This window comes from Stenotrophomonas sp. P2112 (assembly GCF_041897515.1).
GTDB classification, from domain to species: Bacteria; Pseudomonadota; Gammaproteobacteria; order Xanthomonadales; family Xanthomonadaceae; genus Stenotrophomonas; species Stenotrophomonas sepilia.
In genome coordinates this window covers 4,123,079-4,136,214 of sequence record NZ_CP169216.1, presented here as the reverse complement: position 1 = coordinate 4,136,214, position 13,136 = coordinate 4,123,079, and the positions used below count along the sequence as shown (strand labels likewise).

General features: G+C 68.3%; 14 protein-coding genes. 8 read left to right on the top strand and 6 right to left on the bottom strand.

What is annotated here, in order from left to right; translation table 11 throughout:
- Nucleotides 1–461 precede the first annotated feature (461 nt).
- Nucleotides 462–953 (bottom strand): hypothetical protein, encoded by a 492-nt coding sequence (locus ACEPA4_RS19055; protein WP_053496813.1) that lies wholly within the window; start codon nt 951–953, stop codon nt 462–464.
- Nucleotides 954–1,113: 160 nt separating this feature from the next.
- Here ACEPA4_RS19055 and ACEPA4_RS19050 point away from each other — a divergent pair, with 160 nt between their 5' ends.
- Both ACEPA4_RS19050 and ACEPA4_RS19045 read left to right on the top strand, forming a co-directional pair.
- Nucleotides 1,114–2,076 (top strand): pyridoxal-phosphate dependent enzyme, encoded by a 963-nt coding sequence (locus ACEPA4_RS19050; protein ID WP_262090177.1) that lies wholly within the window; start codon nt 1,114–1,116, stop codon nt 2,074–2,076.
- Nucleotides 2,061–2,705: a YdcF family protein gene (locus ACEPA4_RS19045; protein WP_374083052.1), complete on the top strand. Its 645-nt coding sequence runs from the start codon at nt 2,061–2,063 to the stop codon at nt 2,703–2,705. Before ACEPA4_RS19050 ends, ACEPA4_RS19045 begins: the two co-directional genes overlap by 16 nt.
- Nucleotides 2,706–2,927: 222 nt before the next feature.
- Here ACEPA4_RS19045 and bioC read toward each other — a convergent pair whose 3' ends face one another.
- The 5 genes from bioC to bioB all read right to left on the bottom strand — a co-directional run bounded on the left by bioC (nt 2,928) and on the right by bioB (nt 7,766).
- Nucleotides 2,928–3,812, bottom strand: coding sequence for a malonyl-ACP O-methyltransferase BioC (gene bioC, locus ACEPA4_RS19040; RefSeq protein ID WP_005420131.1), 885 nt, complete (start codon nt 3,810–3,812; stop codon nt 2,928–2,930).
- Nucleotides 3,813–3,824: 12 nt separating this feature from the next.
- Nucleotides 3,825–4,604, bottom strand: coding sequence for an SDR family oxidoreductase (locus ACEPA4_RS19035; RefSeq protein ID WP_005420130.1), 780 nt, complete (start codon nt 4,602–4,604; stop codon nt 3,825–3,827).
- A 29-nt stretch (nt 4,605–4,633) separates the two neighbouring features.
- Complete coding sequence (bioH, locus tag ACEPA4_RS19030; RefSeq protein ID WP_065177890.1) at nt 4,634–5,413, bottom strand: pimeloyl-ACP methyl ester esterase BioH; 780 nt, start codon at nt 5,411–5,413, stop codon at nt 4,634–4,636.
- Between the two features lie 18 nt (nt 5,414–5,431).
- Nucleotides 5,432–6,655, bottom strand: a complete 1,224-nt coding sequence (bioF, locus tag ACEPA4_RS19025; RefSeq protein WP_065185871.1) for an 8-amino-7-oxononanoate synthase — start codon at nt 6,653–6,655, stop codon at nt 5,432–5,434.
- Between the two features lie 67 nt (nt 6,656–6,722).
- Complete coding sequence (bioB, locus tag ACEPA4_RS19020; RefSeq protein WP_005420125.1) at nt 6,723–7,766, bottom strand: biotin synthase BioB; 1,044 nt, start codon at nt 7,764–7,766, stop codon at nt 6,723–6,725.
- Nucleotides 7,767–7,925: 159 nt separating this feature from the next.
- On the opposite strand from bioB, the gene ACEPA4_RS19015 reads away from it, so the two are divergent.
- The 6 genes from ACEPA4_RS19015 to ACEPA4_RS18990 all read left to right on the top strand — a co-directional run bounded on the left by ACEPA4_RS19015 (nt 7,926) and on the right by ACEPA4_RS18990 (nt 13,099).
- Nucleotides 7,926–8,234: a hypothetical protein gene (locus tag ACEPA4_RS19015; RefSeq protein WP_005420123.1), complete on the top strand. Its 309-nt coding sequence runs from the start codon at nt 7,926–7,928 to the stop codon at nt 8,232–8,234.
- Between the two features lie 368 nt (nt 8,235–8,602).
- Nucleotides 8,603–9,928 carry a chloride channel protein gene (locus ACEPA4_RS19010; protein ID WP_065185870.1) on the top strand — a complete coding sequence of 442 codons (1,326 nt, stop codon included), beginning with the start codon at nt 8,603–8,605 and terminating at the stop codon, nt 9,926–9,928.
- 145 nt (nt 9,929–10,073) lie between these two features.
- Complete coding sequence (locus tag ACEPA4_RS19005; protein WP_065185937.1) at nt 10,074–11,243, top strand: L-dopachrome tautomerase-related protein; 1,170 nt, start codon at nt 10,074–10,076, stop codon at nt 11,241–11,243.
- Between the two features lie 89 nt (nt 11,244–11,332).
- Nucleotides 11,333–12,022: a ComF family protein gene (locus ACEPA4_RS19000; RefSeq protein WP_065185869.1), complete on the top strand. Its 690-nt coding sequence runs from the start codon at nt 11,333–11,335 to the stop codon at nt 12,020–12,022.
- Nucleotides 12,023–12,080: 58 nt separating this feature from the next.
- A complete protein-coding gene (locus ACEPA4_RS18995) occupies nt 12,081–12,632 on the top strand; it encodes an HdeD family acid-resistance protein (protein ID WP_049400854.1) in 552 nt (183 codons plus the stop codon).
- Nucleotides 12,629–13,099, top strand: a complete 471-nt coding sequence (locus ACEPA4_RS18990; protein WP_065185868.1) for a hypothetical protein — start codon at nt 12,629–12,631, stop codon at nt 13,097–13,099. Before ACEPA4_RS18995 ends, ACEPA4_RS18990 begins: the two co-directional genes overlap by 4 nt.
- Nucleotides 13,100–13,136: the final 37 nt, after the last annotated feature.

Here is a 13,136-nt window from a genome sequence, read left to right as displayed (position 1 = left end):
TTTTGCAGATAACCCAATAGCACCCACCGTGGCTGGCGCCGCAGGCGCCCGTGACCGGAATTGGAACAGGGGCCGGTACAGGCGCACGGTGGGGGAGCAGGGGGCCGGCAGTCGGGGGACTGCCCGGCCCTGTTTTTTTCTGGAGGCTATCGGGAGAGCTCCATCCACGCATGGCGTGGATCTACTGATGACGGGCCTTGGGTAGATCCACGCCATGCGTGGATGCCGTGGCGGCGGCACCAGAACAACGTGCCCCAAAACAAACGGCCCCGCACTGCGGGGCCGTCTGCTTTCAGAGGTGCCGACATCCGACAGGGCCGGAACAGGGGGGATCCAGATGTTCCTGTCGGATATCGACGTAGAGATTTTTGCGGCGGCCCGTGTCGTTTTTGTCACTTTGTGACGCGGGCCGTCACTGGCCCCGTAGAGTGCGGCTTGGACCGTGTGAAATGCAAGACGGTTCAGCGCTCAACTGTGCGCTGCGTCCCACGATCCATGTTGCGCCAGGGGGAACCGTTCATTCTTGGCGCACTCGGCGCCGGAGCCGGACGGGCCGGCGGCGGAGGCGCAGAGGGCTGGATGTTCGATTGCGGCGGCCGGCGCATCGAGTCCATGTTCCGCCACGGCGAACCGCCGTTGTACGACGGCCGCGACGGCGGTGGCGGGCGGTTCTCGCCACCGTTGCCGGGTGGGCGCGGTGGCGGGCGGTGGTTGTGCGGCGGGCGGTAGATCGGGCGCGAGTAATACGGATTGCCATAGCCGCCGTAGTAGCCGCCATAGCCGCCGTAGTACGGGTAGCCGTAGTTGTAGGGATAGCCGGCGGGGTAGCGGTACTCCACCGACGGCGCACCGTGGTAGTAGCTGCCGCTGCGGCCACCGCCGACATAGTCGTAGGTGGTGCAGCCGGCCAGGGCCAGCATCAGGCCACCGGCAAGCATCAGGCGCGTTTTCATGGTGGGTCCCCCCAGAGGACGGGTTGTACAGTGAGCTTCATGCGCAGGCGTTGAATCGGCCCTTAACTTCACTGTCCAGGATGAATGGAGGTGAAGGCTGCCATGCTGGCATGACCTGTGCCGGGGTCGCCAGCAGGGAGCCATACGTTAATCTTGCGTCATGAGCGATTCACTGTTGCCCCGTGCCGATGATGTCCTGGCTGCCGCTGCGCGGATCGCGCCGCACGCCAGCGTGACCCCGGTGCTGCGCTCGCGCACGCTGGATGCGCTGGCCGGCGCGCAGCTGGCGTTCAAGGCCGAGCATCTGCAGCGCGGTGGCGCATTCAAGTTCCGCGGCGCCTGCAATGCGGTGTGGTCGCTGGATGCCGATCGCGCCGGCGCCGGCGTGGTCACCCATTCCTCCGGCAACCACGGCGCCGCCCTGGCCCTGGCCGCGCGCACCCGTGGCATTCCCTGCCACGTGGTGGTGCCCGAAGGTGCAGTGGCGGCCAAGCTGGCCAACATCGCCCGCCATGGCGCCACGCTCTGGCGCTGCCCGCCAACCATCGCCGACCGCGAGGCCTCCTGCGCCAAAGTGCAGGCTGATACCGGCGCGACCTTGGTCCATCCCTATGCGGACCCGGCGGTGATGGCCGGGCAGGGCACCGCAGCACTGGAGCTGCTGAACAGCGACGGCCCGTTCGACGTGCTGGTGGTGCCGGTGGGCGGCGGTGGCCTGGCCAGCGGCACCGCGCGGGCCCTGCAGCTCGCCAGCCCGCAGACCCGGCTGGTGCTGGCCGAGCCGGCCGGCGCGGACGACACCGCGCGCTCGTTGGCCGCTGGCGAGCGCCAGGCGGCGTTCACCCCAGACACGATCTGCGACGGTCTGCGCACCCTGATCGGCGCGCCCAACTTCGAGCTGCTGCGTGCGGCCAACGCCGAGGTGATCGTGGTCGATGACGCGGCGACGATGGCGGCGATGCGCTTGCTGTGGGAGGTCCTCAAGCAGGTGGTCGAGCCGTCATCGGCGACCGTGCTCGCCGCGGTGCTGGCGCAGCCTCAGCGTTTTGCCGGCCTGCGCGTGGGCCTGGTGCTGTCCGGCGGCAACGTCGACCTGCCCGCACTGCGCTGGGGCGCGCCGTGAGCCGCGACCGGCACCGGCATCGCACTGGCCTGCTGGGCTGGCTGTGGCGGTTGTTTGTCCTGCTGGTGATCTGGCTGCTGGGCGTGACTGCCTGGATCGTCTGGGTCGGCGAGCGTGACCAGGCGGCCAAGGCCGACGCCATCATCGTGCTCGGTGCGGCGGCCTATGACGCCAAGCCGTCGCCGGTATTCGAAGAACGCATCCGTCACGGGCTGGATCTCTATGAGGCCCAGTTCGCGCCACTGCTGATCTTCACCGGCGGCTATGGTGGTACCGGCGCGCGCTTTTCCGAGTCACAGGTGGCGCGGCGCTATGCGCTCAAGCACGGCGTGCCGGACGATGCGATCCTGATCGAGACTGCCTCGCGCAACACCGTGCAGAACCTGGTGGAAGCCAAGCGGCTGATGGACCAGCGCAACCTGCACCGGGTGATCATCGTCAGCGATCCGCTGCACATGGCGCGCGCGCTGCGCCTGAGCAGGGCGCTGGGCATCGATGCACTTGCCTCGTCCACGCCCAGCACGCGCTTCCGCAGCTTCCACACCAGCTGGCGCTTCCTGGTGCAGGAAATCTATTTCTTCCACCGCGACCTGGTGCGGCCGCCGCTGAGTTCGCCGGCCAACACCTGAGGCGGAAACCTGATTTGGGCGGGTGCCATGCGGTAGTGCCGGCCGCTGGCCGGCAGACGCCCACCATGGAATCGTGAGGTTGCCGGCACTGTGCCGACCAAGGTCGGCACCCACCAGAGCGATTCGCGTATGGCGTCGCATTTGGTAGTGCCGGCCGCTGGCCGGCAGATGCCCACCATGGAATCGTGAGGTTGCCGGCCAGCGGCCGGCACTACCAGACGATCAGGTCTGCTTGCGCCGGATCGGAATCGCCGAAACCGGCACTGAGGCCACGTCATGCCCGCCTTCGCGGATCGGTGCGCCCGGGTCCGGTGCCCAGGCATGGGCATAGATCACTTCCCAGCTGCTGGGCAGCTTGCCGTCGGCGCGCCGCATCGGTTCATACGCCGCTGCCGCCGCAGCGAAACGGCCACGCCCGGTCAGCGTGTGGCGGCGATCCACCCGTGCATTGGTCGCGCCCATCGCGCGCAGCTCGCGCATCAACGAGGGCAGGTCGTCGTAGGTCAGGGTGAACAGATCGCGGTCCAGCACCGGGTCGCGGAAGCCGGCCATCATCAGCGCATCGCCGAACTGGGCGATCTGCGCGAAGCGGCTCACGTGCGGGCGGTCATCGGCGGCCGCGAAGGCCTCGTTGAGTTCGATCAGGGTTTCCGGGCCGAAGGTGGAACACAGCAGCAGGCCACCGGGCTTGAGCACGCGACGGAAGCCTGCGAACACCGCCGGCAGGTCGTCCACCCACTGCAGGCACAGGTTGCTGAAGATCACGTCCACGCTGTTGTCGGCCAGCGGCAGCGCGGCGGCGTCGCCGCACAGGCGCTGGAACGGCTTCCACCAGCCGGCCTGGCGCTTGGCCTGGTCCAGCATCGGCAGTGCCACATCCAGCGCGATCACCTGCGCCTTCGGCCAACGCTTCTTCATCAACGCGCTGGCGTGGCCGGTACCCGCGCCGATGTCCAGCACCACCTCGGGCTTGCGTGCCTCCAGGTAGTCCAACGATTCGATCAGCCGCGACTGCACCTCGCGCTGCAGGGCGGCGGCAGCGTCGTAACTGGTGGCGGCACGCGCGAATGCGCGGCGGACATGGCGGGCATCGAAGTGGGACGGCATTGCGAAAGTCTCTTAGAACGTACCGGGGTAGGCGCCGCCGTCGATCAGCAGGTTCTGCCCGGTGAGGTAACCGGTGTGTGCGCTGCACAGGAAGGCGCAGGCGGCGCCGAACTCGTCCGCCGTGCCGAAGCGGCCGGCGGGAATCTGCTGGCGGCGGCGTTCGGCCACTTCGCCGGCATCGCCGTCCTTGCCCGCAGTGTGGGCGAAGTTGGCGCGCAGGCGGTCGGTGTCGAACTGGCCGGGCAGCAGGTTGTTGATCGTGACGTTGTGCGCGACGGTGCGGCGCGACAGGCCGGCGACGAAACCGGTCAGGCCGCTGCGTGCACCGTTGGACAGCGCCAGGATGTCGATCGGCGCTTTCACCGCCGACGAGGTGATGTTGACGATGCGGCCGAAGCCACGCGCAATCATCGCGTCCACGGTGGCGCGGATCAGCGCGATCGGCGCCAGCATGTTGGCGTCGAGCGCGGCGATCCAGTCGTCGCGCTCGAAAGTGCGGAAGTCGCCTGGCGGCGGGCCACCGGCATTGGTGACCAGGATGTCCACCTGCGGGCACGCGGCCAGCGCCGCGGCACGACCGGCGTCGGTGGTGACGTCGGCGGCGACCGCGCGCACCTCAGCGGCACCGGGCAGTGCACGCAGCTCTTCGGCAGCGACCTGCAGTGCAGCCTCGCCACGGGCCACGATCACCACGTTGACGCCCTCGCGCACCAGCGCGCGCGCGCAGCCCAGGCCCAAGCCCTTGCTTGCGCCGCAGACCAGTGCCCAGCGGCCGTTGATACCCAGATCCATGCGTCAATCCCGTGGAATGAGGAAGGCGCTCATTGTCCGCCATCGGCCGGTGACAGGCCGGCAACGAAGTGTTGCAGGGCGCTGGCCACCTCGTCGGCATGGCCGAGGAAGGGCGCGTGGCCGCCATGGGCGATGGTCAGCGCCTGCGCACCCGGGGCCAATGCCGCAGCGGCCTGCATCGCCGCCGGAGACACCAGCCGGTCGCGCTGGCCGGCGATCCACAGGCTGGGTTTGCCCAGTGTTGGCAATGCGCCGCGCAGGTCGGTGCTTTCCAGCAGGCGCAGGCCTTCCAGCAGGGCCCGTTCGGTGGGCGCGCCGCGCTCAACCAGGCGTTGGCGCAGCGTGCGCAGCTCCTCGCGGGCGTGCGCCGAGCCCATCACATCCAGCGCCAGGAAGCGTTCCAGGGTGCCACCGAAATCGGTCGCCAGCTCGCGCCCGAACTGCTCGAAGACCGCCGGCTCCACCGCATGCGGCCAGTCGTGGCCGCGCACGAAGCGCGGCGTGGCCGCGATCATCGCCAGCCCGCGCACTTTCGGAAGCGTTGCGGCGGCGTGCAGTGCGAACAGGCCGCCCAGTGACCAGCCGCACCACACCGCCGGCGGCGTGGCCGCGGCAATGGCGTTCACCACGAACGGCAGGCGCAACGGCGTGGTGTCTTCGCGGCTGTGGCCATGGCCCGGCAGATCAACCAGATGCAGGGTGAACCGGTCGGCCAGGCGCTGCACCAAGGGTGCGAACACACCGCCCTGCAGGGCCCAGCCATGGATCAGTACCAGGTCCGGCCCCTGGCCGGTGACGTCGATATGCATGGGAAAACGACAGCAGGCTCAGGCAAAGACAGGCAATGGCGGTGGCGCGGCGTCACGCACCGCCAGATCCACGCGATCGCGCGCGCTGGCGATCGCGTCCACCAGGCCACGCACCTGTTCCGGCGTGTGCAGGGCGGACAGGGTCACACGCAGGCGCGCCTTGCCTTCGGGCACCGTGGGCGGACGGATCGCGCCGACCAGCCAACCAGCCTGCTCCAGTGCCTTGGACATCGCCACGGCGCGGTGATCGTCACCACACAGCAGCGGTTGGATCGGCGTTTCCGAAGCCATCAGGTCCAGGCCATGGCGGCGTGCCTCGCTGCGGAACAGCGCGATCAGGTCGGTCAGTTTCGAGCGGCGCCAGTTGTCACGGCGTGCCAGGCGCACCGCTTCCAGTGCAGCGGCGGCCAGCGGTGGCGGCATCGCCGTGGTGTAGATGTAGGGGCGTGCGGTTTCAGCCAGGTGCTCGACCAGATCGTCGCGGCCCAGCACCAGCGCGCCGGAACCGCCCAGTGCCTTGCCCAGCGTGACCAGCTGAAGCGGCACATCGTCCACGCCCAGCCCGGCGGCGGCCACGGCACCACGGCCGTCACCGACCACGCCTACGCCGTGCGCATCGTCCACATAGAACAGCGCCTGCTGCAGGCGTGCCACAAGCGACAATGCACGCAGCGGTGCGATGTCGCCATCCATGCTGAAGACACCATCGGTGGCCAGCATCGCCGCGCCGTCGGGCGCGTGCTTGAGCTGGCGCATCGCGCCTTCGGCATCAAGGTGCGGATAACGGCGCAGGCGCGCACCGGCCAGCCGCGTCGCATCCAAGAGGCTGGCGTGGTTGAGCTTGTCCTGCACGCAGACATCACTCTCTTCGCTCAGCAGTGCCTGCTGCACGGCCAGGTTGGCGGCGAAGCCACTACCGAACAGCAGCGCGCTCGGGTAGCCCAGCCACTCCGCCACTTCGCGCTCCAGCGCGTCATGCAGGGCGTGGTGGCCGCAGACCAGATGCGATGCACCGGCGCCGGCGCCTTCGCGTGCAGCGGCATCTTGCAGCGCGTTGACCACGCTGAACTGCTGGGCCAGGCCCAGATAATCATTGCTGCAGAAGCCGGTCAGCCACTGGCCGTCCACTTCCAGGCGGACGCCATCACGACGGTTGACCGTGCGCCGCGTGCGGCGACGGCCTTGGGCATCGCGCAGGGCGCGCTGGGCGTGGAGGCGGGCGGTCAGGTCGGGGCGGGCCATGGCGGCTGAATGCGGCGACGGGGCGGCTAGGGTAGCGCGTTGCCGCGACGCCTGCTTGTACCCCGTCTCAGGCCGCGTGAGCGCAGCCGCAGCCGGGCGCATCGGCGCTGATGTCGGCGTGCACTGTACCGCCGTGATCGTGGCCCTCGGCATCCACCTGCACCGCCATCGGTTGCAGTCCCAGCCGGGCGAACAGGGCCAGGTCGCGCTCACTCTCCGGGTTGCCGGTGGTCAGCAGCTTGTCGCCGTAGAAGATCGAATTGGCACCGGCCAGGAAGCACAGCGCCTGCAGTTCGTCACTCATGGCTTCGCGCCCGGCCGACAGCCGCACCATCGAGCGCGGCATGGCGATGCGTGCCACCGCGATCATGCGCACGAATTCGAACGGGTCCAGCTCCGCGCTGCCATGCAGCGGGGTGCCCGCCACCTGCACCAGCCTGTTGATCGGCACCGAATCGGGATGCGCCGGCAGCGTGGCCAGCGCCAGCAGCAGGCCAACGCGCTGCGCGCGCGTCTCGCCCATGCCGACAATGCCGCCGCAGCAGGTCTTCAGGCCGGCCTCGCGCACGTGCTCCAGCGTGTCCAGGCGGTCCTGGTACTGGCGCGTGTGGATGATCGAATCGTAGTAGTCCGGTGCGGTGTCGAGGTTGTGGTTGTAGTAGTCCAGGCCGGCGTCCTTCAGCGCGCGTGCCTGTTCGCCACTGAGCATGCCCAGCGTGGCGCAGGTCTCCAGGCCCAGCGCCTTCACCCCGGCGATCATCGCCGCTACCTTCGGGATGTCGCGGTCCTTCGGTGATCGCCACGCGGCACCCATGCAGAAACGCGACGCACCGGCGGCCTTGGCCTGGCGGGCCTTGGCCAGCACCGCATCGGTGTCCATCAGCTTCTGCGCGTTCACCCCGGTGCTGTAGCGCTGCGCCTGAGGGCAGTACGCGCAGTCTTCCGGGCAGCCTCCGGTCTTCACCGACAGCAGCGTGGAGACCTGCACCTGCGCCGGGTCGAAGTGCTCACGGTGGACCGCCGCGGCGCGGAACAGCAGCTCGGGCAACGGCAGGTCGAACAGGGCCTGCAGTTCGTCGTGTTGCCAGTCGTGGCGGATGGCAGCAGCCATGGCGGACCTTGGGTGCGAGTGGAGCGAGGGCGGCAGTGTGGGTGGGTTGGTGAGTGCTGTCAACCAAATTCTATATAGAAAAGTTTACATTGAGCGGCCGCCATGAATGGGCGCTACGGTGTAAGTTCATTGCTGCATAAGGACGCGCGAGTACATGCCATGAACAGCTACCAGTCCTATCCGATCCGCCGCGACGCGGTGCTGTGCAGCCTGGCCGCACTTCCTGACGGCGGCCTCCGCGTGGTGCTGGATGATCTGCGTCAGGCCGATGCGCCGGGGCAGTGGAAGAATCACACCTTCGTGACCTTCAAGGACTACGCGGCGGGGGAGCTCGATCCGGCGATGCTGCCGAAGGAGGAACTTGAAGCATTCGGTCACTATGTCTTGGTTCGCTTGTTGGCGATAAACGGTTGCCTGCGTGATACGGACGAAGGTCCTGACAGCGATGTCCCTCTCACCGACCAGTAGCGGCAAAGCACCGCCGCGCTGACCGATGGAGGCATCGCCCGGATCGATGCGCAACTGCGTTTCCACTGCGATGGACAGTTCCGAACATCGCCTGCATCGTGGGGAACGCGATGTCGCTGGACCCGCAGCGCCACCCCGGCATTGCCGATGTCTTCTACGCCCAGCGTGTGCGCGAACGGGTTGCGCGCGGTGTACTGGAAGCGCGGGGTGAAAAAGCGCCGGTGGCGGGAGCGCCTGCGCGTCCAGCGATGTACGCACGGGGCAGGCAGTCGGGACGACCCGTATCGGGGCATTTCACCGCATCCTGCAAGGCCTTCAGCCACAGTAGCCGCTGTCCGCTCGCACCCGCCGCATCCAGACTGTCCTGCATGACCGATCTCAATCGCCTCCGCGGCCGCATCACCGCGCTGGTTCTCAGTGAGGCCTGGCGCCGCCGTGCCGCGCTCTGGGGCGGTGCTGTGGCCGTAGCGCTGGTGGCCATCCTGTTTGCCAAGGCCAGCGACGCGGCCTTCCATCTGTTCCAGCGCATCACCGCGCACTCGCCGTGGTGGGCCCTGCTGCTCACGCCCGGCATCTTCGCGTTGCTGGCCTGGCTGACCGCGGGTGCGCTCAAACCCACCCGCGGCAGTGGCATTCCGCAGGTCATTGCCGCACTGGACAGGCCGGACGAGTCCTTCCGCAAGACCAACCTGTCGCCCGCGGTCTCGGCGGGCAAGCTGCTGCTGACCTCGCTGTCCCTGCTCGGTGGCGCGTCCGTTGGTCGCGAGGGCCCGACCGTGCATGTGGGCGCGAGCCTGATGTACCTGTTCGGCCGCTGGTTCGGCTTCAAGGACCCGCGCGAACTCTCGCACTTCCTGCTGGCCGGGGGCGCGGCCGGCATCGCGGCGGCGTTCAACACACCGCTGGCCGGCATCGTCTTCGCCATCGAGGAGCTCAGCGGCCGCTTCGAGCATCGCTTCTCCGGCACCCTGCTGACCGCAGTGATCGTCGGTGGCGTGGTCTCGCTGGGCCTGCTCGGCAACTACACCTACTTCGGCCATGTGAGTGCGCGCCTGCCGCTCGGCCAGGGCTGGCTGGCGATCCTGCTGTGCGGCGCAGTGGCCGGATTGCTGGGCGGATTGTTCGCGCGCGCGGTGTTGGCCAGTGCGGCGGGCCGCCCCCGTTGGCTCGGGCAACTGCGGCAGCGGCATCCCGTGTTGCTGGCCGCAGGCTGCGGGCTGGTGGTGGTGCTGCTGGCCCTGGCGTTCGGAGAAGGCGCATTCGGCACCGGCTACGAACAGGCGCGCAGCCTGGTGCAGGGGCAGGCGATGGTGGGCCACGAGTTCGGTCTGGTGAAGCTGCTGGCGAACCTGGCGTCCTACGTGGCGGGCATCCCCGGCGGCCTGTTCTCGCCGGCGCTGGCGGTCGGTGCCGGTCTTGGGCATAACCTGGCGATGTTGATGCCGGGCGTGGATCCGCGTGCGTTCGTGCTGCTGGGCATGTGTGCCTACCTGACCGGCGTCACCCAGGCCCCGCTGACCTCGGCGGTGATCTCGCTGGAGCTGACCGACAGTGGTGATCTGCTCCTGCCGATCCTGGCCACGGTGCTGATCGCGCGCGGCGTGTCCGGGCTGGTGTGCCGCGTGCCGATCTACCGTGGGTTGGCGGAGCTGTTGATGGTGCCGAAAGCAGAGCCAGCTGACAGGCCTCACTGATTGCCTTGATCAACAGGACCAATCATCTCGAATCTTCACTCCTGTAGTGAAGCTGATTCCGCGCTGCACCGTCTACCCGATGCCGCGTGCGCCGCAGAAGATGCGTCCACGCCGGGGCTGCACCCGGACCCGCATCGAGAGCAACATGATCAACTGTCGTATCCGCAGCCTGGCGGCTGCCGTCCTGGCCCTGGCCAGTTCCCCCGCGCTGGCGATGTCCGGCGCGCCCATGCTGCCCAGCGAGCGCAGCATCGGTACCCTCGAACCGGTGGCGCGTTTCGAGGGTGCCATGCCCACCAGCGTGGCGGTATCTGAAACCGGGCGCATCTTCGTCAACTTCCCGCGCTGGGGCGATGACGTGAGCTGCAGCGTGGCCGAATGGCGCGACGGCCGCGCCGTACCCTATCCGGATGCGCGCATCAACAGCGCGGACGGAGCCGACCCGGCTGCACACTTCATCAGCGTGCAGAGCGTGGTGGCCGATGGCCAGGGCCGGCTGTGGGTGTTGGACACTGCAGCGCCCGCATTCTCCGCACCGCAGGCCGGTGGCGCCAAGCTGGTGGCGATCGATCTGGCTACCAATACCGTGGCCAGGACACTGGTGTTCCCGGCCAACGTCATCGACGCGCGCACCTACGTCAACGATGTGCGCTTCGACTTCCGGGTCGGCCGCGAGGGCGTGGCCTACGTGACCGACTCGTCGCTGAGCGGTATCGGCGGCATCATCGTGATCGACCTCGCTACCGGTAGCGCCACCAAGCGCCTGATCGGGCATGTGTCCACGTCAGCCGACCCGACCTTCGTACCGATCGTGGAAGGGCAGCAGATGCGGCTGCGCAACGCGGATGGTTCGACCCAGCCGTTCACCGTGGCCGCCGATGGCATCGCCCTGTCGCCCGATGGCGCCACGCTGTTCTACACGCCCTTGTCCAGCCGTCATCTGTACAGCGTGCCGACCGCGCTGCTGCGCGATCCGAAGGTGAGTGAAGCGGAACTGGCGGCCGCAGTGGTCGACCACGACGACAAGGGCGCCTCCGATGGCATGGAGATGGACGCCGACGGGCGGTTGTATGCCAGCGACTACGAGCACAACGCGATCCATGCCCGCGACGCGCAGGGGCGATGGACGACCGTGGTTCACGACCCGCGCATCCTGTGGCCGGATACGTTGTCGATGGGGCCGGACGGCTATCTGTACTTCACCGCCAACCAGCTGCACCGCCAAGCCGGATTCAATGGCGGCGTTGATCGGCGGCAGGCGCCGTACATGGTGTACCGCACGCGGGTGGATGCCGCGCCGGCGCCCACGAGGTGAAGTGATCCGGTAGAGCGGTGAAAGTTCCTACGGCCCACTGGGAACACAGCCGATGGCATCGCGCCATCGAGGTGCTCACGCTGCAACGTATGCCTGCCTTTACCCCCGCCGCCTGGAGCCTGCAGGCCGTGCTTCGCCTGCTGCTGCCATTGCGCTGCCTGGTCTGTGACGACCCAGGCCATGATGGCCTTGACCTATGCCGCGCCTGCCTCGCCGAACTACCCTGGGCCGGCCGCGCCTGCCTGCGTTGCGCGCTGCCGCTGCCGGACGCCGCCCTGATCGTCTGCGGCAGCTGCCGCGAGGAAGCGCCACCGCAGACGGCCACCCATGCCAGCCTGTTGTACCTGCCGCCAGTGGACCAGCTGCTGCTGCGCTACAAGTTCCATCAGGACCTGGCGGCTGGCCGCCTGCTGGCGCAGTTGATGCAGCGGGCACCGCCCGCCTGGTCATGCCCACCACTGGCGCCGGTACCCCTGCACCGCCGCCGCCTGCGCCAACGCGGCTACAACCAGGCCGCCGAGCTGTGCCGGCTGCTGCCGTTGCCGGTCTGGCATGGGCTGTACCGGCGGCGGCATACCGCACCGCAGTCCGAACGAACGGCCGAGCAACGCAGGGAAAACCTGTTCGATGCGTTCGATGTACGCGGTCCGGTGCCACCCCGATTGACCGTGGTTGACGACGTGATGACCACCGGCAGTACGGTGATGGAGATTGCCGAAACGCTGCGCTGCGTGGGTGCTGAAGAGGTGCGGGTATGGGTGTGCGCGCGGGTGCCGTGATCGCTGTCTTCATCGCCGGGGGCTAGGATGTGGCCGGTTCCGGATCGAAGGAGTGGCCATGAATTCCCCCTTGTCTCCCTTGTTGTCGGCGGTGGGTCGCAGCTGGTGGATCCTGCTGCTGTATGGGCTGGTTGCGCTGGGCTTCGGCATCATCGCCATCGGCTGGCCGCTGTCCGCCGCCATGGCATTGGCGTGGACGCTGGGCGTGATGGCCATCGTTGAAGGCGTCATCAGCCTGTTCGCACTGGTCAGCGGCGGCAGCGGCGCGTCGCGTGGCTGGCTGGCACTGTATGCCATCGCCTCGCTGGGTTTCGGCATCCTGGCGGTGATCAATCCGCTGGCCACCGCCAGCGTGCTGGTGCTGTTCCTGGCGGCGTGGCTGCTGGTGGCCGGCATCTATCGCATCGTGTTCGCGATCCGCGTGCGCAAGCAGATCCAGGGCGAATGGTTGCTGATCCTCAGCGGCGTGCTGGCGGTGGTGCTGGGCCTGCTGTTTGCGGCGAATCCATATGCCGGCGTGGCGGTAACTACGCTGTGGATCGGCATCGGCAGCCTGCTGTACGGCCTGCTGCAGGTGCTGGTGGCATTCAAGCTGCGGAAGCTGAAGTGAGGGCTGCGCTTCCGCTGTTGCTGGGCGTGGCCTTGACCCTGGCCGGCTGCATGCCGGGCGCCACGCCCGGTGGCTTGGCAGGGAAGGATCACGTGCCGCGCCCTGGCGTGGATGTGCGCCTGAGCGCGGTGGACGCCTCCGGCAAAGGCAAGCCGGCGCAATGGCAAGGCGAAACCCTGGCCCTGCGCGAGCCGCCGATTGCCGGCAGCACCGACATTGCCGACGTGCGCTACGTGCTGGATGAAGCCAAGCAACCTGGCCTGCAGATCCGCTATCGACCCGAAGCGCACCAGCGCATCCACGATGGCACGGCAGCACTGGTGGGCCAGCGCGCGGCGCTCAGCGTGGACGGCCGCGTGCTGATGGTGGCGACGGTGAAAGGCCCGTTCGGTGAATCGATGATGCTGAGCGGGCTGCCGAGCATTGCCGAGGCACAGGCGTTGGCGAAGCACATCACCGGTCAGTGACGGGCGCGCCAACACCACCGCGTTACGCGCGGAGGTC